Annotated in this window: 23 protein-coding genes and 1 tRNA gene; 6 read left to right on the top strand and 18 right to left on the bottom strand. The window is 65.8% G+C overall.

What is annotated here, in order from left to right; genetic code table 11:
* Positions 1-27: 27 nt before the first annotated feature.
* Positions 28-387: a MerC domain-containing protein gene (locus O2K97_RS11455; protein WP_269219342.1), complete on the bottom strand. Its 360-nt coding sequence runs from the start codon at positions 385-387 to the stop codon at positions 28-30.
* A 56-nt stretch (positions 388-443) separates the two neighbouring features.
* Between O2K97_RS11455 and O2K97_RS11450 the strand changes: the two genes are divergently transcribed.
* Together O2K97_RS11450 and chrA are read left to right on the top strand one after the other, a co-directional pair.
* Positions 444-1,772: an MFS transporter gene (locus O2K97_RS11450; protein WP_269219341.1), complete on the top strand. Its 1,329-nt coding sequence runs from the start codon at positions 444-446 to the stop codon at positions 1,770-1,772.
* Positions 1,773-1,897: 125 nt separating this feature from the next.
* Positions 1,898-3,082: a chromate efflux transporter gene (gene chrA, locus O2K97_RS11445; RefSeq protein ID WP_269219340.1), complete on the top strand. Its 1,185-nt coding sequence runs from the start codon at positions 1,898-1,900 to the stop codon at positions 3,080-3,082.
* 80 nt (positions 3,083-3,162) lie between these two features.
* Here the strand turns inward: chrA and O2K97_RS11440 are convergent, their stop codons facing one another.
* The 6 genes from O2K97_RS11440 to O2K97_RS11415 all read right to left on the bottom strand — a co-directional run bounded on the left by O2K97_RS11440 (position 3,163) and on the right by O2K97_RS11415 (position 10,825).
* Positions 3,163-3,834 (bottom strand): transmembrane anchor protein, encoded by a 672-nt coding sequence (locus O2K97_RS11440; RefSeq protein WP_269219339.1) that lies wholly within the window; start codon positions 3,832-3,834, stop codon positions 3,163-3,165.
* Positions 3,835-3,848: 14 nt separating this feature from the next.
* Positions 3,849-4,574, bottom strand: a complete 726-nt coding sequence (locus O2K97_RS11435) for a HupE/UreJ family protein (RefSeq protein ID WP_269219338.1) — start codon at positions 4,572-4,574, stop codon at positions 3,849-3,851.
* A complete protein-coding gene (locus O2K97_RS11430) occupies positions 4,571-7,753 on the bottom strand; it encodes an efflux RND transporter permease subunit (RefSeq protein WP_269219337.1) in 3,183 nt (1,060 codons plus the stop codon). Before O2K97_RS11430 ends, O2K97_RS11435 begins: the two co-directional genes overlap by 4 nt.
* Before the next feature lie 15 nt (positions 7,754-7,768).
* Positions 7,769-9,034, bottom strand: coding sequence for an efflux RND transporter periplasmic adaptor subunit (locus O2K97_RS11425; protein WP_269219336.1), 1,266 nt, complete (start codon positions 9,032-9,034; stop codon positions 7,769-7,771).
* Positions 9,031-10,299 carry a TolC family protein gene (locus O2K97_RS11420; RefSeq protein ID WP_269219335.1) on the bottom strand — a complete coding sequence of 423 codons (1,269 nt, stop codon included), beginning with the start codon at positions 10,297-10,299 and terminating at the stop codon, positions 9,031-9,033. Before O2K97_RS11420 ends, O2K97_RS11425 begins: the two co-directional genes overlap by 4 nt.
* A gap of 112 nt (positions 10,300-10,411) precedes the next feature.
* Positions 10,412-10,825, bottom strand: a complete 414-nt coding sequence (locus O2K97_RS11415) for a hypothetical protein (protein WP_269219334.1) — start codon at positions 10,823-10,825, stop codon at positions 10,412-10,414.
* A 171-nt stretch (positions 10,826-10,996) separates the two neighbouring features.
* Here O2K97_RS11415 and O2K97_RS11410 point away from each other — a divergent pair, with 171 nt between their 5' ends.
* Complete coding sequence (locus O2K97_RS11410; RefSeq protein ID WP_269219333.1) at positions 10,997-11,194, top strand: hypothetical protein; 198 nt, start codon at positions 10,997-10,999, stop codon at positions 11,192-11,194.
* Here the strand turns inward: O2K97_RS11410 and O2K97_RS11405 are convergent.
* Both O2K97_RS11405 and O2K97_RS11400 read right to left on the bottom strand, forming a co-directional pair.
* Positions 11,191-11,544: a VOC family protein gene (locus O2K97_RS11405; RefSeq protein WP_269219332.1), complete on the bottom strand. Its 354-nt coding sequence runs from the start codon at positions 11,542-11,544 to the stop codon at positions 11,191-11,193. The two genes, O2K97_RS11410 and O2K97_RS11405, sit on opposite strands and share 4 nt — an antisense overlap.
* Complete coding sequence (locus O2K97_RS11400) at positions 11,541-12,182, bottom strand: hypothetical protein (RefSeq protein WP_269219331.1); 642 nt, start codon at positions 12,180-12,182, stop codon at positions 11,541-11,543. The genes O2K97_RS11405 and O2K97_RS11400 overlap by 4 nt, the downstream gene beginning before the upstream one ends.
* 200 nt (positions 12,183-12,382) lie before the next feature.
* On the opposite strand from O2K97_RS11400, the gene O2K97_RS11395 reads away from it, so the two are divergent.
* On the top strand, positions 12,383-12,934 hold the full coding sequence (locus O2K97_RS11395; protein ID WP_269219330.1) for a TetR/AcrR family transcriptional regulator: 552 nt from the start codon (positions 12,383-12,385) through the stop codon (positions 12,932-12,934).
* Between the two features lie 291 nt (positions 12,935-13,225).
* Here O2K97_RS11395 and O2K97_RS11390 read toward each other — a convergent pair.
* The 7 genes from O2K97_RS11390 to O2K97_RS11360 all read right to left on the bottom strand — a co-directional run bounded on the left by O2K97_RS11390 (position 13,226) and on the right by O2K97_RS11360 (position 17,524).
* Positions 13,226-13,315, bottom strand: a tRNA-Ser gene (locus O2K97_RS11390).
* 87 nt (positions 13,316-13,402) lie between these two features.
* Positions 13,403-14,335 (bottom strand): NUDIX hydrolase, encoded by a 933-nt coding sequence (locus O2K97_RS11385; protein ID WP_269219329.1) that lies wholly within the window; start codon positions 14,333-14,335, stop codon positions 13,403-13,405.
* Positions 14,336-14,339: 4 nt separating this feature from the next.
* The gene (locus tag O2K97_RS11380) at positions 14,340-14,981 is read right to left on the bottom strand and encodes a YfbR-like 5'-deoxynucleotidase (protein ID WP_112861754.1); all 642 of its coding nucleotides are present in this window, start codon (positions 14,979-14,981) and stop codon (positions 14,340-14,342) included.
* A gap of 94 nt (positions 14,982-15,075) precedes the next feature.
* On the bottom strand, positions 15,076-15,876 hold the full coding sequence (locus O2K97_RS11375) for a methyltransferase type 11 (RefSeq protein ID WP_269219328.1): 801 nt from the start codon (positions 15,874-15,876) through the stop codon (positions 15,076-15,078).
* A 73-nt stretch (positions 15,877-15,949) separates the two neighbouring features.
* Complete coding sequence (locus O2K97_RS11370) at positions 15,950-16,810, bottom strand: AAA family ATPase (RefSeq protein ID WP_269219327.1); 861 nt, start codon at positions 16,808-16,810, stop codon at positions 15,950-15,952.
* 63 nt (positions 16,811-16,873) lie between these two features.
* Positions 16,874-17,068, bottom strand: a complete 195-nt coding sequence (locus O2K97_RS11365; RefSeq protein ID WP_017505218.1) for a hypothetical protein — start codon at positions 17,066-17,068, stop codon at positions 16,874-16,876.
* 12 nt (positions 17,069-17,080) lie between these two features.
* The gene (locus tag O2K97_RS11360; protein ID WP_205681219.1) at positions 17,081-17,524 is read right to left on the bottom strand and encodes a hypothetical protein; all 444 of its coding nucleotides are present in this window, start codon (positions 17,522-17,524) and stop codon (positions 17,081-17,083) included.
* 156 nt (positions 17,525-17,680) lie between these two features.
* Here O2K97_RS11360 and flbT point away from each other — a divergent pair, with 156 nt between their 5' ends.
* Both flbT and flaF read left to right on the top strand, forming a co-directional pair.
* Complete coding sequence (gene flbT / locus O2K97_RS11355) at positions 17,681-18,103, top strand: flagellar biosynthesis repressor FlbT (protein WP_269219326.1); 423 nt, start codon at positions 17,681-17,683, stop codon at positions 18,101-18,103.
* A complete protein-coding gene (gene flaF / locus O2K97_RS11350; RefSeq protein WP_017505215.1) occupies positions 18,063-18,428 on the top strand; it encodes a flagellar biosynthesis regulator FlaF in 366 nt (121 codons plus the stop codon). The genes flbT and flaF overlap by 41 nt, the downstream gene beginning before the upstream one ends.
* A 251-nt stretch (positions 18,429-18,679) precedes the next feature.
* Here the strand turns inward: flaF and O2K97_RS11345 are convergent, their stop codons facing one another.
* Both O2K97_RS11345 and O2K97_RS11340 read right to left on the bottom strand, forming a co-directional pair.
* Positions 18,680-19,444 carry an exopolysaccharide biosynthesis protein gene (locus O2K97_RS11345; RefSeq protein ID WP_269219325.1) on the bottom strand — a complete coding sequence of 255 codons (765 nt, stop codon included), beginning with the start codon at positions 19,442-19,444 and terminating at the stop codon, positions 18,680-18,682.
* Positions 19,445-19,543: 99 nt separating this feature from the next.
* Entirely contained in the window at positions 19,544-19,729 is a 186-nt protein-coding gene (locus O2K97_RS11340; protein ID WP_039247297.1) for a DUF3008 family protein, read from the bottom strand.
* Between the last annotated feature and the right edge of the window lie 15 nt (positions 19,730-19,744).

Raw genomic sequence — 19,744 nt, 5'->3', positions numbered from 1 at the left:
GAAATTCCAGTCCCTAAGGCGCGCGGATCAGACCCGACGAAGGGAAGCGACGTGCGCCGAGATCAGGAGAAGCGAACCGAGAATCGTGCTCCCCACAGCCCAGCCGTGCCCCATGAGTTCGGTCGCGCCGAACGCCAGTAGCGAAACGCCTAAGACGGCGACCGTCTTGATCGCGGTCGCAATGTCCGGTCGGCGCAGGATCGACCCGTAGGCGAAGGGCGCCGCGATAAGGGCGAACACGCCGTGCAGCCACTCGGTCGTCGCCAGACCGATCAGCGGCAAAGCGCTGACCAGCACGGGGGCCGTCAGACAGTGCAACAGGCACACCACGGACAGACCGGCGCCCAGAACGTCTCCAGACCTGCGAGGCGTAAGGGCTTCCGACAAAGACATACTCCGATGTTACGCCGTAACGTTTAGTTCCCTCAGTCAGGCATTGAAAGATGTTCTCCCCGCTTCGTAACGCCGCATATCGCCACCTCTTCATCGCCCAGGTTTCGGCCCTGCTCGGAACGGGGATGGCGACGGTGGCGCTGGGTCTGCTCGCTCATGACCTCGCCGGCGCCAATGCGGGCGAGATCCTTGGGGCGGCCCTGGCCATCAAGATGATCGCCTATATCGGCGTCGCACCCTTCGCGAGCGCCCTGGCGGCGAAGTTGCCGCGCAAGACCCTGCTGGTCGGCCTCGACCTCGTCCGCGCGGGCGTGGCCGTCGCCCTGCCGTTCGTGGGCGAGGCCTGGCAGGTCTATGCCCTGATGACGGTGCTGTACGCGGCCTCGGCCGCCTTCACCCCGGCCTTCCAGGCGATGATCCCGGACATCCTGTCGGACGAGGCCGAATACACTAAGGCGCTGTCGCTCTCGCGGCTCGCCGCCGATCTGGAAAGCGTCGCCAGCCCCATCGTCGCCGCCCTGCTGCTGGCGGTCATCAGCTACAACAATCTGTTCGTCGGCACGGCTATAGGCTTCGTCCTGTCCGCAGGTTTTGTCGTCACGGCGATCCTGCCGCGTCCGTCGGACGTTCGGCCCCTGCCTTTCCTGCGTCGCCTGACCGGCGGCCTGCACCTGTTCGCCTTCACGCCTCGACTGCGCGGCCTGTTGGCGATCAGCCTGGCGACGGCGGCGGGCGGCGCCATGGTGTTCGTCAATACGGTCGTGCTGGTGCAGTCCAACTTCGGTCTGTCGCAACAGGCGACGGCCTGGGCGCTGGCGGCCTTCGGCGGAGGCTCGATGACGGCCGCCGTCCTGCTGCCCCGTCTGCTGCACAGCCTGACCGACCGGACGGCCATGGTCCTGGGCGCGGGACTGATGACGGCGGTTCTGACAGCGGGCGCGATCGTCGCCGACACCTATCCGATCCTGATCGGCCTGTGGATCGCGATGGGGTTCGGCTACTCTCTGACCATCACGCCGGCGGGTCGGGCTTTGCGCCGGTCGGCGGCGCCCGAGGATCGACCGGCCCTGTTCGCGGCCCAGTTCGCCCTGTCCCATGCCTGCTGGCTGATCGCCTATCCCGTCGCGGGTCTGGTTTCGGCCGAAGCCGATCCGAGGGCGGCCTTCATGGTCCTGGCCGGGTTGTGCGGTCTGGGCGTCGTGCTGGCCTTGTGCATCTGGCCTGCGCATGATCCGCTAAACCTGCTGCACAGCCACGACGACCTGGCGGCCGAGGATCCGCATCTCAAGGAAGGGATGACGTCGGATGAAGCGTGCGCGACGCACGCCCACCCCGTGGTGATCGACGACCGTCACAGGCGCTGGCCGCGCGGGAGGTGATGCGATGAACGCTTCACAAACGCGGCCTTTGGCATAAGCTGCAAGTACGGGCCTGCTGCGGACGCCCGTTCAGACGCTTCGTCCAAGATCCGCTCCATCGGCCGCGCCTGCGGTCTGGAGCCGACATGACGACATCGTTCGAACCCCGTCCCCCTTCACTTTCCCTGCTGAGCCTGTTCCTGAAGTTTCTCGGTTTCGGCGCGATGGCCTTCGGCGGTCCCGTCGCCCAGATCGCCATGATCCGGCGGGCGTTGGTCGAAGAAGAGCGATGGATCTCCAGCGCACGGTTCAACAAGCTGATCGCTGTGATGCAGGCGTTGCCCGGTCCGGAAGCGCATGAACTATGCGTCCACCTTGGAGTGATGGCGAGGGGGCGTTGGGGCGGCGTTCTGGCCGGACTGGGTTTCATGGCGCCGGGGTTTGTCCTGATGCTGGGCGCGGCCTGGCTTTACGACACCTTCCTAGCGGGCCGGATGATTTGGGTCGGCGCCCTGACCGGCGTCCAGATCATGGTCCTGGCGTTGATCGCCCGCGCCGTCGAGAAGATCGGCCGCCATGCGATAGCGGGGGCTCGACTTTGGGGCGTCGCCGTCTTCGCCCTGGCGGCCACGCTCTTGCACGCACCCTTCTGGCTGCCGCTCGTGGTTGGAGGTGTGGTCGGCGTATTGCGCGCGCCAAGATTGGTTCTGGCAGGGCTTCTGATCGTCGCGCTGGGCCTGGCCTATCTCATGGGCGACCGCACCGCTGGTCCGTCCGTCGCGATCCAGGCGTCGGAGCCGACGCTTTGGCTGCTGTTCCTCGCCGGTCTGAAGGGCGGTCTGCTGACCTTCGGCGGCGCCTATACCGCCATTCCCTATGTTCAGGCCGACACGGTGGGACGGGGCTGGATTTCGGGACCGGCGTTTCTGGACGGGGTGGCCTTCGCGGGCGTCCTGCCGGCGCCCCTGGTCATCTTCAGCACCTTCGCCGGCTATCTGGCGGGCGGGGTTCCCGGCGCCCTTGTGATCACGGCCGGGATGTTCCTGCCGGCCTTCGCCTTTTCGCTGGTTCTCTATGAAAGACTGGAGGCCTTGGTCGAGGCGCCGACCCTGCACGACACTCTGACGGGCGTCGCTGCCGCCGTGGTCGGCGTCATCGCCGGCGTCTGGTTACGGATGGCCTGGACGACGGGAGCCGCCGTACCCTCGTTGGTGGTCGGCATGCTTATCTTCATCGTCGCCCTGACCGCGATCTGGCGCCTGAAAAGCCGCTGGGCGGCCCCCGTGGTTATCATCGGTGGAGCCGTGGCCGGGCATCTTGCTCTGGGTTGAAAGAAAAGAGGGCCGCCCTTTCGAGCGGCCCTCAGTCTGCGTCGGGTCAGACGAACGATACCCATCCGCACAAGCCGGTGTCAGACCACCCGCTTGATCTCGGTATAGGCGCCCTGGGTGCGCAGGGTGATGGTCACCGGCTCGCCCGTGCGGTTGCGCCAGAACCAGCCGTGGCTGCCGGTGAAGGCCGCCGTCAGTTCGCCGGACTGCTGCTGGGCCGAGCCCTTGCCGTAGCCGTGGTAGGACAGACCCGGTCGGTCGGCGTGGGTGTCGAAGTTGATCTTGCCCCCGCTGCTGAGCCAGGTGAACCGCGCCTTGGCGCCTTCGGCCATCACCAGCTTGATCTCGGCGGCCTCGTCAGGCGCGAGGGTGATCACGGTCTCGTCGTCGCGCATCTCGACAGCGGGCGTCGCGGCGGCGGGAGCAGGCGCGGCTTCGGCGGGGGCGGCGGGAGCGGTTCCCCCTGCGGCGGGCGTCGCCACTTCGAGCGGCGGAGCCTCCGAAAGGCCGGACGCGGCGGCCGCATCGGCAGCGGCGTCGGCCTCCGCTTCAGCGGCGAGTTGGACCTTGATGCGGCCCATTTCAGTCAGGCCGAGCGCCGAGCCGATACGGGTCGGATCGACGCCGTATTCGCTGGGCAACACCACGGTCACGAGAAGGACCGAGGCGACGGCGGCGGCGATGCCGGTGGATTTGAGAAGCTGACCTGTGGTCGGCAGGTCGGAGCGGGCGGGACGGTTTGCGTTGTACATGGAGGTGTCTCCGATCATATGACGAAGAAGCCGACGAGCTGATAGCCCATCAGGATGAAGCCGCAGGTCATCAGGACGACCTGGGTGAGGTAGGCGTGTTTCCAGAAGCTGTTCGACTGACGCCAGAAGCCCATCAGGATCAGGATGCCGCCCAGGGCGAGCAGTTGGCCGATCTCGACGCCGATGTTGAAGGCGATCAGGTTCGGGATCAGACCGTCAGGCGACAGGTTGAAGTCCTGCAGCTTGGTGGCCAGGCCGAAGCCGTGGAACAGGCCGAAGACCAGGGTCGCGCCCTTGGTCGAGGGCTGGAACCCGAACCACCTCTGGAAGGCGCCCATATTGTCGAGCGCCTTGTAGACGACCGACAGGCCGATGATGGCGTCGACCAGATAGCTGGAGACGCTGATGTCGGTCAGCACGCCCAGCAGCAGGGTCGAGGAATGGCCGATGGCGAACAGCGTCACATAGATGCTGATGTCCTTCATCCGGTAGAGGAAGAAGATCACGCCGAACAGGAACAGCAGGTGGTCGTAGCCGGTGACCATGTGCTTGGCGCCCAGATAGACGAAGGGCCAGAACAGGAAGCCGGAGGTTTCCTGGATATAGCCCTTGTCGCCCTCGGCGACGCCGTGGGCGAGGGCCGTGCCGAGCAGGCCGTCGGCGAAGAGGATGAGTAGGCCCAGCAGGAGGACGCCCGTGGGCGTCCTCCACCAGGCGGCCAGATGGCGCGCGACGGTCATGCGTTGCTCCGATTGAAAGGCAGGCGCGAACGCCAGTTGCTAGAGGTTCCGGCCCCGGCCGAAGGGCGACCGTGAACCAGGCTGTAGAGAGCCGGCAGGACCAGCAGGGTCAGCACCGTCGAGGAGACGATGCCGCCGATGACCACGGTGGCCAGCGGACGCTGGACCTCCGCGCCTGCGCCGACATTGATCGCCATCGGCACGAAGCCGAGGCTGGCGACCAGGGCGGTCATCAGGACCGGCCGAAGCCGGGTCAGGGCGCCGTCGCGGATCGCTTCTCCGACCGGTTTGCCCTCCTGGATCAGCGACCGGATGAAGGTCACCATCACCACCCCGTTCAGCACGGCCACGCCCGACAGGGCGATGAAGCCGACGCCTGCCGAGATCGACAGGGGCAGACCGCGCATAGCCAGCGCCGCCACCCCGCCGGTCAGGGCCAGGGGCACGCCGGAGAAGACGATGGCGCTGTCCTTCCACGAGCGGAACAGGGCGAACAACAGGCCGAAGATCAGCAGCAGCACGGCCGGAACGACCAGTTGCAGCCGTTTGGCGGCAGAGATCAGCTGTTCGAAGGTGCCGCCATAGGTGACCCAGTAGCCGGCGGGCAGTTCGACTTCGCGTTCGATCCGCTCCTGGGCCTCTCCGATGAAGGAGCCCAGGTCGCGGTTGCGGACGTTGGCGGTGACGACGATGCGTCGCTTCCCGTCCTCGCGGCTGATCTGGTTGGGTCCCGTCTCAAGCCCAATCGTGGCGATCTCGCTCAGCGGCACGAAGCCGCGCGGCTGACCGTCAATCGCCGGCACCGGCACCTGGATGCGGCCGATGGCGTCGGTGTTCGACCGAAGCGCCTCCGGCATCCGCACGACGATGTCGAAACGGCGGTCGCCCTCGAAGATCTGCCCGGCCGTCGTGCCGCCCATGGAGGTGGCGATGACGGACTGAACATCGTCGATGCTCAGACCCAGGCGGGCGATGGCGGCGCGGTCGGGCGTGATCTGCAGCATGGGCAGGCCGGTGACCTGTTCCGCCTGCGGATCGGCCGCGCCGGGAATGGCGCCGACGATCTCCTCGATCTGCGAGCCGAGCTGCACCAATTGATCCAGGTCGTCGCCGTGAACCTTGATGGCCACGTCGGCGCGGACGCCGCTGAGCAGTTCGTTGAACCGCATCTGGATCGGCTGGGTGAACTCGTACTTGCTGCCTGGCACCTCGCTGACGGCCTCCTCCATCTCGCGAACGAGCTGCAGCTTGGGCTTTCTCGGGTTCGGCCAGTCCTCGCGATCCTTCAGAAGGATGAAGGTGTCCGCGACCGAGGGCGGGACGGGATCGGTCGCCACTTCGGCGGTGCCGATCTTTGCGACGACACGCTCTACTTCCGGGAACTTCGCCAGTCGGGCCTCGAGCGCGGTCTGCATCTGGATGGCCTGGGACAGGCTGGTTCCGGGGATGCGCAGGGCGTGCATGGCGATGTCGCCCTCGTCGAGGTTCGGCACGAACTCCGAACCCATCCGAGAAGCGATCAGGCCCGAGAGCGCCACCAGGGCTACGGCGGCGCCGACCATCAGGACGCGGGCCTTCAGTGCGAAGTCGAGGGCCGGCTGATAGCCGGTCCGCGCCCAGCGCATCAGGAAGCTGTCCTTCTCCTGAACCTTGCCGGTGACGAACATCGCCACGGCCGCCGGCACGAAGGTCAGCGACAGGATCAGGGCGCCGGTCAGGGCGATGACCACGGTGATGGCCATAGGGTGGAAGGTTTTGCCCTCCACGCCGTCCAGCGCAAAGATCGGCACGTAGACCAGGGTGATGATCAGCACGCCGAACAGGGACGGACGGATCACCTCGCTGGACGCCGAGGCCGCAAGGCTGAACCGTTCCTCGCGGGTCAGCAGGCCGCCCTTGTGGTGCTGGGCTTCGGCGAAGCGACGCAGGCAGTTTTCGACGATGATGACGGCGCCGTCGACGATCAGACCGAAGTCCAGGGCGCCTAGGCTCATCAGATTGCCCGAGACCCCGGCCTGAACCATGCCGGTGATGGTCATCAGCATGGTGATCGGGATGACCGCCGCCGTGATCAGGGCCGCCCGGATGTTGCCGAGCAGCAGGAACAGGACGACGATGACCAGAAGGGCGCCTTCGACCAGGTTCTTTTCGACCGTCTTGATGGCCCGCTCGACCAGGTCGGTGCGGTCATAGACCGGCGAGGCGACCACGCCCTTGGGCAGGGCCTTGGCGGCTTCCTCCAGTCGCGCCGCCGCCGCCTGGGCGACCACGCGGCTGTTCTCCCCGGCCAGCATCAGGACGGTGGCCAGCACCGTCTCCTTGCCGTTCTCGGTCGCCGCACCGGTACGAAGCTCCTCGCCCAGGCCGACGTCCGCGACTTCCGCCACCCGGATCGGAACCCCGCCGCGCGTCGCGATGACGATGTTGGACAGGTCTTCCTGGGTGGAGGCCTGACCCGGCACCCGGATCAGCCATTGCTCGCCGAAACGCTCGACATAGCCGGCGCCGACATTGGCGTTGTTGCGCTCCAGCGCCTCGACCACTTCGCCCATGGTCACGCCGAAGGCCGAGAGCCGTTCGGGGTAGGGGTTGACGTGGTACTCACGCACGAAGCCGCCGATGGTGTTGACCTCGGTGACGCCTGGGGTGTTGCGCATTTGCGGGCGGATGACCCAGTCCTGCAGGGTGCGCAGGTCTTCGGGCGTATAGGCCGTGCCGTCCGGCTTGCGGGCGTTGGGTTCGGCCTCGATCGTGTACATGAAGATCTCGCCCAGCCCCGTGGCGATGGGGCCGAGTTCCGGCGACAGACCCGGCGGCAACTGACCGAGCGCGCTCTGCAGCCGCTCGTTGACCAGTTGCCGCGCCCGGTAGATGTCCGTGCCGTCCTCAAAGACGACCGTGACCTGGCTCAGGCCGTAGCGCGAGACGGATCGGGTGTAGCTGAGGCCGGGCACGCCGGCGATGGCGGTCTCGACCGGGAAGGTGATGCGTTGTTCGGCTTCGAGCGGCGAATAGCCGGGCGCCTCCGTGTTGATCTGGATCTGGACGTTGGTGATGTCGGGCGTGGCGTCGATGGGCAGCTTCTGGAAACTCCAGACGCCGACCGCCGCCGCGACCAGGACGAGCGCCATGACGACCCAGCGGAACCGGATCGACAGCGCGATGATGCGTTCAAGCATGATGCGCGCGCCCCCTTAGTGGTCGTGGCTCGCGCCGGACTTGTCGATGTCCGCGCGAATGAGGAAGGCGCCGTCGACGACATAGGTCGTGCCGGGCTCGATGCCGCCAAGAACCTCGGTCCACTCGTCGGTCCGACGGCCCAGATCGAGCATCCGCACCTCGTATGTGTCGCCGACTTTGGCGTAGACGACGGTGAAGTCGCGGAACGGCTGCAGGGCCTTGGTCTTGACCGCCAAGGGAACTTCGCCTGCCCCGACCTGGACGACGCCCGACACGCCCAGACCCGGTCGCCAGGCGCCCGACTGGGCCCCCAGGTGGACATGGGCCACCATCGTCTGGCTCATCACGTCCGCCGACGGCAGGATTGCCTCGATCGTCGCCGTGGTCCGGCTGTCGCCGGCCAAGCTCTTGACCTCGACACGCTGGCCGACACGGACGCGTTCGGCGTCACGCGGATAGAGGAAGAACTCCGCGTGCAGTTGGGACGGGTCGCCGATCTCCAGCATGGGCTGGCCGCCGCCGGTGATCTGGCCGGGGTTGGCGTTCTTGACCGTGATCACGCCCGAGATCGGGGCTGTGACCGTATAGGTCTGCAGGCTTTCGCTGGACTCGACGCGTGCCAGGACCTGGCCGCGCCGGACCGACTGACCCAGTTCCACGTTCATCGAGACGATCCGACCCGGATAGCGGGCATGGACCTCGGCCTTGCCCTCGGGCTTGATCTCGACCCGACCGTTCAGCGGCAGGGTCTCTCCCAGCACCGCCGGCCCGACCCGTTCCGTCGTCACACCGCCGGCCTGAGCCGCCTGCGCGGTGATCGTGGTCCGTCCCTCATAGGACTGATAGGTCCAGTTGGACCGATTGCCGGCCCGGACCGCATTGACCGAGACGTCGAACGAGTGAGGCTCGAACACGACGCCGGGGCTGGCCAGATAGTCGTTCTCCGGGGTGAAGACGAACCGATCCACCTTCGGCCCCAGACGGCTCAGGGCCATTGTGACCTGGACCTGACGCGGATCCAGCGGCTTGTCGTTTTGGTACGGATAGAGGCGGAAGAGCGGTTCCGGACCTTCTTCATAGATGGTCACTTCCAGGGCGAAGTCGCCGTCGCGGAGCAGACGACCGTTGTGCGGGCCGCGCTCGTAGTCGGCGGCGGCGGCCGCCGCCTCCTCGGCGGTCGGTTCCGCCTTCTCCGTGCCGCCGCCGCAGGATGCCAGGGCAAGAGCCAGAACGGTTACGGCCGCGCCATAGGCGAGCCTGGGGGTTCGGATGCTGTTCATGGTTGGGTCTCCAGGCCGAGCAAGTCGGCGTGCGCTCCGGTCAGCCGGTCGAGGCGGGCGCGGTCGTTGTGGAAGGCCTGCAGCACGGCCACGCGTCGGGCGCGGGCCTGCAGAAGGGCCGTATGGGCGGACATGACGTCGTTGTAGGTGAAGCCCCCTCGGGCGAAGCCGTCGCGGACCAGGGTCACGGCCCGTTCCGCCTGAGGCAGGGTCTCCTCGGAAATCCGCCGCGCTTCGTTGGCCTGGGTCAGAAGCAGGACCTGCAGACGGGCGATCTCGCGATCCAGTTCGATCCGGCGCGCGTTCATGTCCGCCTGGGCGGCGACGCCTTCGGCCCGTGCGCGGTCGATGGCACCCTGGTTCGTGTCGTAACGCTGCAGGGGAATACTGCCCCCGAACACCAGCGAGACGTCGTTGGCCCACATATGCCGTACCCCGACGCTGACCGTCGGATCGGCCACGGCGCGCGCCTCTTCGACACGAACCTGGGCCTCGGAGATTGCCCGACGCGCCTGGAAGACCTCCAGGTCGGCCGGCGAGACCTCGCCCGCCGCGATCCGGGACGCGCTGGTGTCCTCGAAGGCGTCGCGGCCGACCGAGAAGTCGACGACGCCGTCCCAGAACTTCGCCAGCACGATGCGGGCGAGGCGGGCCGCGACCTCGGCCTGATCGAATTCGATCTGGGCCTGGGCCAGTTCCGCCTCGGCGCGCGCCCCGGCGAACAGGGGATCGCGGGCGGCGTTGACGCGCCGCTGCACCTCGGCCTGGAAGCGTTCGGCCAGATTCAGTCGTTCGCGGGCGATCTCCACCTGGGCGTCGGCGGCGAGGGCGTCGGTCCAGGCGCGCTGGACCAGTTCCAGCCGGTCGAGTTGGGCCACCCGCGCCTCGGCGACGACCAGCAGGCCTTCGCTACGGGCCAGGCTGGACCGCGCCGGTCGATCGCCGCCGCGTTCCAGCCTCTGATCATAGGTCAGGGTGGTCTGGGTCTGGTCGATGAAGGAACCGGCGCCGAAGGTCGGCAGGTTCTCGACCATCAGGCCAAGGGTGGGGTTGGGCCGCACGCCGGCTTGGCGCACCCCGGCCTCGACGGCGCGCAGGCGCGCCTCGAGACCGGCGCGGGCCGGGTCGGCGGCGATCGCGCGGCGCAGGGCCGCATCGAGGTCCATGAGGGGCGCCGCCGATGAGGCAGGCGCGGCGGGCGACTGCGCGAGCGCAGAGGAAGGCGGCGACAGGGTCGCGGCCGCGACGAGCACCAGGGCGGACACAGCCGCGCCTCGGCCTCGCCATCCGGCAGAGCCGGACTGAGGACGTATCAAGGAATTTCTCCAACAGGACGCACACGGCCGAACGGCCGCGCAGGATCAGCTTTTCAGGCGATCAGGCGTTCTGTCTGGGAGGTTGGTGCGGGGCGTCGACCAGGGCGCCGGGCGGCACGGAATCGGGCGCAGGCCCGAGACGCGCGACATGGATCATGGAGCCGTCGATCGACGGCAACTCGTCGCCGATGACCAGATGCTGGTCGCCGCCGCCGTGGTGGTGGTGCGGTTTGACCGGCTGCTCGTCGATATCGCTATCGGCGACGTCGAAGGCGGTATCGCCCGGTACGGCATCGACAGCCTGGCGATCATGGTCGTGGTCATGATCGTCGGCGGCGATTTCGACGTAGGCGACGCCGGGGAACTGCACCGCATGTTCGATCTTGTGCTCGGCGCTGATCGCGCCAAAGCCCTGCAGCGCGACCATCAGGGTCACGGCTAGGCCGACGCAGAACTGGCGAGCAAGGTGCGACAATGGAATACCCCGGAGCCTCCGCTTACGCCGAACGCGGAGTTTCGGCAATGGGACGCTCCTGGGGCAGATTGTCCTTGACGACCCCTAGAGTGATGACGGTGCGTTGGGCTCATCTTTGGATTGTATTTACGTCGCGTGTGTAGTTGTGCCTCTCGAACAGGGAGAGACGCGATGAAAGCGATGTCCGGTATTTCACCCCAAGTGGCGGGCGGTGTTCTTGTCGCGGGCTCCGTGCTCTCGGCGGCGACCTTCATTCTCTGGGGCGCAAGCATCGGGCACGCGATGGAGGCCGTCGAAATGTCGGCTCTCGCCGTGGTTCCCGCCGCGCTCGGCATGGCGATCTATCGCTCGGGTCTTCGCAAGGCCTAGTCCGAGATCCGTCCGATCCTGACGAGCGTCCCATCCGGATCGCTCACCGCGAACTCGTAGGTTCCCCACGGCTTCAACTCGGGCGACCCCGGGGCGAGGATAAGATCTCGGACGCGGTCGGCGACCGCGTCGACGTCGTCCACATAGAGGTACAGGCCGAAAGGATTGTCCTCGATCCGTCCCGGCCATTGGGCGGCGCTCAGATGCAGATGCCACCCCCGACCATCGGACAGGATCAGATAGTGCCCATGGTCGCTGACGACCCGAAAGCCGAGGCGGGCGTAGAAAGCTTCGCTGACCTTCAGGTCACGACTGGCCAGAATGGCGACGGCTCGATGCGTCTCGCTCATCGTGCGGGCTCCTTAGCGGGGGCGACCATCATCTGCGATGCGATCAGGATCGACCAGAGGCCGAACAGGGCCGTGGCGGTCACCGCTGGATAGAGGCCGAAGGCGCCCTGGCCGACGATCATCCAGCACGCCGCTGCGACGGCCGCGATGAGGCCGAGGCCGCCCGCGATCCGTGCCACCATGTCGAGCCGCAGCATCCGCACGGCCCAGGTCGCCATGGCCGCTGCGGTCAAGGCCATGCCCAGATTGGCCAGGGCCTGGTTCAGCGCCACGAAACCCTTGAGCATCAGACGTGCATCGTCCGGTTCCAGGCGCGCCGCGACGCCGCTGGCGGCGAAGCCGCTGATCAGGGCGGCGGCGATGAAGGCGGTCATGCCGCTGTCGAGTAGCATGGCGCCGAGACGAACACTGAGGTGTGCCTTGCCCAGTCGCTGCGCCCATTCGGCGTGACCGAAACGTAAGGCCAGCAGGCAGACGATCATGGCGCCGTGCACGGCCGTGTTGCTCCAGTCGTTCAACAACAGGCCGTCGTCCGGTCCTTTGAAGGATGTGGGGTGGTGAAGCATCAGCGTGGCCGCAGCCCCGACAGCGCCGACAATCAATCCCCCCGAAATACGATCCTGATCGCGCCCGGTCATGTTCATCCCCTCGAAATATGGAGAGCGAAGGTGGGCGCAGAGGCAGACTGTCCGCCAGAGACGAAACCGCCAAAAGTCCGATTCCGGACAACGGGGCGCAATCGTCCGCCGGCATGGTCGCCTGACGGGCTGAACGTCGTGCGGGCTTGGGCTATCGTCACGACATGACCCAAGGTGCCGATCACGATCTGGACCGCCGAATGAAGCGCACCCGCGCGGCGATCTTCGACGCCCTTATCCGCCTGATCTTCGAGCGCCGGTACGACGCCATCCGCACGGCCGATGTCATCGAGGCCGCCGGCGTGGGCCGCTCCACCTTCTATGAGCATTTCCGGAACAAGGACGAGGTTCTGCTCGCGGTGATCGAGCCGGTCTTCATCCCTTTGGCGGCGGCTGCTTCCGGTCGGACCAGTCGAGCCGCGCTGAAGGCCATGCTCGAGCACGTTTGGCCCCAACGCGCCTTGGCCCGGATGCTGTTCGAGCCGCCGCTGTTGTCCAAGCTGCAACGAAAACTGGCGACCATGATCGAGGCCCGTTGGCCGATGGGCGCGGAGAGAGCGGCGGCGCTTCTTTCTGCGGGTAACGCCGCCGGACAGATGGCCATGCTCCGGATGTGGCTGATTGGAGAAGTGTCGTGTTCGTCAGACGAACTCGCCGGATGGTTCATGGAGTTCAGCGCACCGCCCGCGCCGACATGTACCGACATGAACCACCCAATGTCGTTTTTTGGGACAGATGGTGAGGTCCGCTAATGGCGCATTGCAGACTTCGGTGAGCAAAGGAGGGCAGGGGTCTTTGCGCCTAGCGGTGGCGTTTGAAGGATAGTGGCTTCACGAAATGCGATCTCCGATCAGGCCTTAAGGCTGCATAAGTGGAGACAAGTTAGCGTTAGACTGACAGCACCCCCGTTAGACTGCCAGCACCTCCGCGCCAGCACCAACCGGGGGTCAGACTGACAGCACAGACCCGCCTCATCTTTTGAGGGGAGGGATGTGGGCCGGAAGCCCTATCGGGGTAAATTATATAAATAATTCAATCGGAAATGGCGGAGAGGGTGGGATTCGAACCCACGGTACCCTTCCAGGCACGCCGCATTTCGAGTGCGGTACATTCGACCACTCTGCCACCTCTCCGCGGCGCCGATATCGCTTGGTCGAGCGAGGGGCTTCTCTAGTCGGAGCCGCAGCGCTTCGCAACCCGTCTGTGAAAGAAATCCGACGCTATCTTTGCGCGGGCAAAGACAGGCCCGGCGCGGCGCCGGTCTGGGCGTCAACGCCCTTGAATCGAAACAGTTCGGCGGGTCGCCCGCCCGTTGTGGAAGAGAGCTGTCCGGTGGCCTCGACAAGCCCTGTCCGCTCCACGCCGCGCCGGAAATTCTGCTTGTGCAGGCTGAGGCCCGACACGGCCTCGGCGCCGGCCTGAAGTTGGGAAAGGGTGAAGACGCCAGGCGTCAGATCGAACAGGACCGGGCGGTATTTCAGCTTGCTGCGCAGGCGGCCGAGCGCAGTCGCCAGGATGCGCCGGTGATCGGAGGTCATGATGCGGCCCGGCATGGGCTGCGTGGGCGACAGATCGGCGTCGCGCCAGGCCTCGGCAACCAGACGCGCTTCGTAGAGCAGTTCATAGCGCTCCAGCACCCGCTCTTCGTTCCAGCGGTGATCGGGCGTCAGGGCGAACAGGGCGCGGGCGCGGGCCAGCCGGTGCTCGTCGCCATCTGCCCACGCGTGAAGGCCTTCCGCGATCTGAGTGTCTTGGCCGCCGCGCCGGTCTTCCCAGGGAAAGAACTCGAACACGGCGTCCCAGCGGGCGTCGTGGGTCTGGCCTTCCGCCGCGTCGGGCGTCAGGGCCAGATAGCCGACCGAGACCTCTCTGTGACGCCCAGGGCCGGGCGTCGCGCGGGGCGAGGCGCGGCCCGCGTCGCCGAAGGTGTAGAGCTGTTCGACGAAGCCGAGCCGAAACCCGGTCTGAGCCGTCACGAAGTCTCGTAGGGCGCGTTCGAAGGTGCGGTCGCGCACGGGATCAAACGGCCCGAAGGGCAGGGCCCGCGAACCGTCCTCGGTCGGGGTCGTCAGGACGACGGCCTGCCGGTCTCTCAAGGTAATCACGACCGCCGACAGACCGATGCGAACGCCGTCCTCCGCCCCCTGGGTCATCGCGCTATTCCGTATGCCAGGCGTCGTCGGCGGGGATCAGGCCGACGGCTCCAGCCAGGACACGGTAGCGTTCAAGATAGCGGGCCTGGGCGACCGGCGCGGGTTGAGGCTCGATCGTCAGGCTGTAGCCTTCGGGCGGGCTGCCGAAGAAGCCCAGCGATTCCTTTTCGGTGAAACCCGCCAATTGCGTCGCCTCAAAGAAGGCGCAGGCCTTGTCGGCCTTTTTGATCAGGGTCTTGACCGTTTGCGGCGTCTTGGGCGGCAGGCCGTAGCGGAGGTGGATCGCGGCTTCCAGCTTGGCCTCGAAGTCCTTGTAACCGGCTCCGAGCGCGGCCTTGAACGGCGAGATCATGTCGCCGATGACGTATTCCGAGGCGTCATGCAGCAAGGCGGCCAGACGCCATTTCGGATCCAGGCCGGGCTTGATGTGGGCGGCGATCTCTTCAACCACGCACGAGTGCTGGGCGACCGAAAAGGCGTGTTCGCCGATGGTCTGACCGTTCCAACGGGCGACGCGCGCCAGGCCGTGGGCGATGTCCTCGATCTCGATGTCGAACGGCGACGGGTCCAACAGATCCAGGCGACGACCGGACAGCATGCGCTGCCAGGCGCGGGGGGCGTTCTTCTTGGTGGGGCGCTCGGCCAAATCGCGTGTCCTGATCGCTTGTCGGCTGGTCAGGTGACGCAAAGATACGCCGGGATCAAGCGGGAGGGACCAGACGGCGCAGGAAATCGCCGCGTCAGCGTCCGACGTTCAGCGTGACCAGCTCCTTGGCGTCGTCGAAAATGCCGTCGTTGCGGCGATCCTTGGACCTGACCACGGCGATCACGATCGGGCCGCCACTGGGGCCGCGCGCCTCGAAGCCGACTTGGCGCCAACCCGCATCGCCGGGCTGATCGTCAGCCAGGATATAGGTCATGCGCGTCGCTGCGCCCGGCGCACGGGTGCGCACGCGCGTGGAGTTGTCGTTGGCGTCCACGCTGACCGTCGAGGTTTCGGTGCGGACGTTTTGTCCGTCCTTGGACTGGATATTGATGCCGCCGATGCGGACTCTGGCGTTATCGCCCTGGGTCTCGATCTTCAGGCCGGGCAAGCGGACCGAGGCGTCCTCGCCACGCGTCTTGATGTCGACCCCGAGCGCCTCGACAGAAGTCGTATCGCCTGCCTCGATCGCTGGCGGCGGCGGCGCATCTCCGGCCCCGGGAGCAAGGCGCGCGACAGTATGGGGCAGATCGGCGCTGGCGCGCGCTTCGAAATCCCGCAGCACGTCATCGACGGAGCGATCATCCAGCTTGACCAGATGCAGCACGACGTCGGCGCCCTTGGGGCCGCCATAGACGCAGTTCGCGCCGCCCGCCGCCGCCAGGCCCTTCCGCGTCAGGACGCCAAGATTGTCGGGGCATTGCAGGGCGTCGATCACCTTCAGTACCCCCGCATCCTGATCGTCGCTGGACGAGGTGGTGGTGATGCGGACCGAGTTGTCGCCGTCGCAGGCAGCCAGGCTGGCGCTGAGAGCTAGATAAAGCAGGACATGACGCATGGTCGAACCTCTCTTGGCCCCCATTCTGCGCGCTGCGGTCGCATGATCCAGTGAAATCGCGGTAATCACCGGGTCAGCCGCCGGGGCGCGAGCCTTCGCGGCGGTTCAGGAACGCCAGACGTTCGAACAGATGCACGTCCTGTTCGTTCTTCAGCAGCGCACCGTGCAGCGGCGGGATCAGCTTGTTCGGCGTCTTCTCGCGCAGGGTCTCGGCGTCGATATCCTCGACCAGCAGCAGCTTCAGCCAATCCAGAAGCTCCGAGGTTGACGGCTTTTTCTTCAGGCCCGGCGTGTCGCGGATTTCGTAGAAGGTCTTCAACGCCTCGGAAACCAGGCGCGGTTTGATGCCGGGGAAATGCACTTCGACGATAGCCGACAGGGTTTCGGCATCGGGGAAACGAATGAAGTGGAAGAAGCAGCGGCGCAGGAAGGCGTCGGGCAGCTCCTTTTCATTGTTGGAGGTGATGATGACGATGGGGCGAACTTCGGCGCGGATCGTCTCGTCCGTTTCCTGGACGTAGAACTCCATGCGATCCAGTTCCTGCAGCAGGTCGTTGGGAAACTCTATGTCGGCCTTGTCGATCTCGTCGATCAGCAGGACGGGGCGGGCAGGGGCGGTAAAGGCCTCCCACAACTTGCCCTTCTTCAGATAGTTACGGACGTCATGGACGCGTTCCTCGCCCAACTGGCTGTCGCGCAGCCGGCTGACGGCGTCGTATTCATACAAGCCGTTGTGGGCCTTGGTCGTGGATTTGACGTGCCAGGTGATCAGCGGGGCGTCAAAGGCCTTGGCGATCTCATAGGCCAAGACCGTCTTGCCTGTGCCAGGCTCGCCCTTGATCAGCAGCGGACGCTCAAGTGCGACCGCGGCGTTCACCGCGACCTTGAGGTCGCTGGTGGCGATATAGCGGTCCGTGCCTTCGAAACGGCTCATAGAAAAACCCACTCCGTGTTTCTACGAAGTGGGTTAGCGGATCACTTGCGTTGTGAACAGCGATCAGGTGATGCGCTTCGCCGAGACTGGATCGCTGGCGGGGAACGTTTCTTCCAGGCCTTCATCAACCAGGGCCTCCTGGCGGCTGTCGGACTTGTCGATCTTGTCGAGCTGGTCCGGCACGCCGTCCTGCGAAGTCGTGCGCTTGGCGTGCGGAGCGTCGGGCGACGCGTCGTGACGGGCTTTGTCGTCGGTCATGTCATTCTCTCCTTATTGCGCCGGAGCGTCTTGATCGCCGTCCGGGCCGTATCCCAGGTCGGTGATGTCGTCATCGGAAAGCCGCTTGGCCTCCCAGTGTGCGGCGCTGGCCTGTGCGCCGCGTTCGTTTTCCATCAGGCCCGAATAGACCAGCTCGACTTCGTCCGGCGCCGACGCAGGCCCGCCTTCGGCGTCGATCTGATCGCGGTTTTCGCCATCCACGCCCAGCAGGGCGTCGGCTTCGCGTTCGATGCCGTCGAGGGCCAACTGGTCATCGAGATCAATCTCGGCGTCTTCGTCGAAATCCTCTTCGTCGGCGTCGCCATCGGCCTGGGTCACGTCCAGCACCTGATCGGCTTCATCCAGCAAAAATTCGCCGTCGCCCTCGTCGTCCAGATGGGTTTCGTCGAACGTCTCAGACTGTTCCTGATCGTCCTGATAGTCGTTGTCCGGCATGGTCGTCTCCTCTTCGACAAGCCAACGCAACGGCGACGATACGCGTTCCAGCGGATCGCTCTCACAAGGGATGGTTAACTGATGCCGGGGTAGAGTCTGATTCACTCGGAGCTGTCGTGCGCGACCGGCTCGACCACGACTGGAGTACGGTCCTCAATGGCCTTGAAGCTGTCGCTGAAACCCGGCGAAAAGTTCGTTCTGAATGGCGCCGTGGTCCAGAACGGCGATCGTCGCGGCGTGCTGATCCTTCAGAACCGCGCCAGCGTCCTGCGCGAGAAGGACATCATGCAGGCCGAGGACGTCACTACGCCCGCACGCCGCATCTATTTCCCGATCATGATGATGTATCTGGACGAGAGTTCGGCGTCGAAGTTCTTCGACGAACTGGCCCTGCGGATCACGGAATTCATGGGCGCTACACAGAATCCCGAGATACTGGCGGAATGTGTCGCGGCCTCGCGTCATGTGCTGGCGCGCGAATACTACAAGGCCCTGATGTCGGCGCGTAAGATTGTCGAGTATGAAGAGAGAGTGCTGAATGTCGCTTCAGGCCTACACAGCGGCGACGGCGAGAGCTGAGAGTCCGCGCGACCTGGAGTACCGTCTGTTCGGTCAGGTCACGCGCGCTCTGGTTCATGCCTCGACCGTCGATGAATCCGACATCGCCACCCGCATCGATGCGCTGGACTGGAACCGGCGTCTCTGGTCGACGCTGGCCGGCGAGTGCAGCGATCCGGGCAACGCCCTGGGCGCTCCGATGCGGGCGCAGATCATCTCGCTGAGCCTGTTCGTCAATCGCCATTCCTCGGCGATCATGCGAGGCGAGGAGAGCTTCCAGGACCTGATCGACATCAACCGCATGATCATGCAGGGCCTGTCCGGCGGGGCGTCGCCGACGCAGTAGATCGGCACGCGTTCACGAAAGCGCGAAGCCCATTGGCGCAAGCCGTTGAGCCGTCTTATGTTTCACCTCCCTGTTCAACAGTCGAAAGGAGGTGATCCAGTGTCTCATTGTCATCAATCGCGAGCGGCGACCGCGACCCTGGCCCTCGGAGAGGGTCTGGTCTGAGCCTTTCAGACTGAGTTGCGGCCGGACCGTTCGCGGTCAGGCAATGAAGGGTCGTCGGGGAAACCCGGCGGCCCTTTTTGTCGCCGTCAGTGCAGCAGCTTGGCGAACCAGCCGGTGAGGTGCTGAGCGACCTCGACCACCGTCGCCCAGATCAGGAACAGATAGAGGGCGCTGGCTGCGGTGGCGACGACGCCGAGCAGGATGGCGACCCCGTCGCGCTGCATCATGCCCAGGGCGAACAGAACCAGGGCGATGCCGGGCAGAGCGTCTCCAAACGGGATGGGCAAGGCCATGATCAGGGCCAGCACCACGCAGACCAGGCCGGTGAAGGTGTCGGCGACATCGCCGGTCAACAGTGGCAGGCGCGGCCGCGTCAATCGCTCGATCGCGCGGACCATCTTCAGGACGCTCAGGCCGTTCGGCCGTCTGCGAACGGCGCGCCTCACGCCGTCGGAGAAAATGTAGCGGCGCCCGGCGATCTTCACCTTTGTCGACAGCACCCATCGGCGTAGCCAGGCGGGGGCTGCGAAAGGCGTGGCGATCAAGGAATTGTAGGCAGAGCGGGACACCGAGGCCTTCAACATCCAGCGCGGCAGCCACACGCTCTGTCTCTGGAAGGCCAGTTCCAGAGACATCAGGATGATCGGTACGGCGAAGACCGCCTTGCCGCCCGGCGGCCAGGGCAGAAGCGCCAGCAGCGACAGGATCAGAATCATGGCCCCGAAGCCGCGCTCGCCGAACGATGCGACCAGTTCGGCCATGGTCAGCTTGGGTTCGGGGGCGTGGCCGAGGTCTTCAAGAACGTCGGAGAACCGCCGCAGGTCGTCGTTCGGAAGCGGTTGGGCGGGCATCAGGCGGGGCGCTCGGCTGCAGATTGCGCCCATCTAGGCGGTCGGCGCTCGGATCGCCACTTACAGAACGGACAGGCGATCAGATAAATCGACTGTGTCTCAGTCCTGCACGTGCTCGGGTTTGCCCTTGCGCTTGGTTTCGGCAAGGTCTTCCAGCTGCTTTTCCGTCATGGACTCGACCATGGACTTGGACGCGCCCTTCAGCTTCGACTTCGGCGTGTCCCCACGCTTGGCCGACAGGGCGGCCCCGGCGGCCTTTTGCTGAGCGGCGGATTTTGCGGGCATAGTCTGTCTCCTTGT

Source organism: Brevundimonas vesicularis, from assembly GCF_027105095.1.
GTDB lineage: Bacteria > Pseudomonadota > Alphaproteobacteria > Caulobacterales > Caulobacteraceae > Brevundimonas > Brevundimonas vesicularis_E.
Note: the sequence above shows the minus strand (reverse complement) of the source record. Positions and strands in the feature narration are given on the sequence as shown.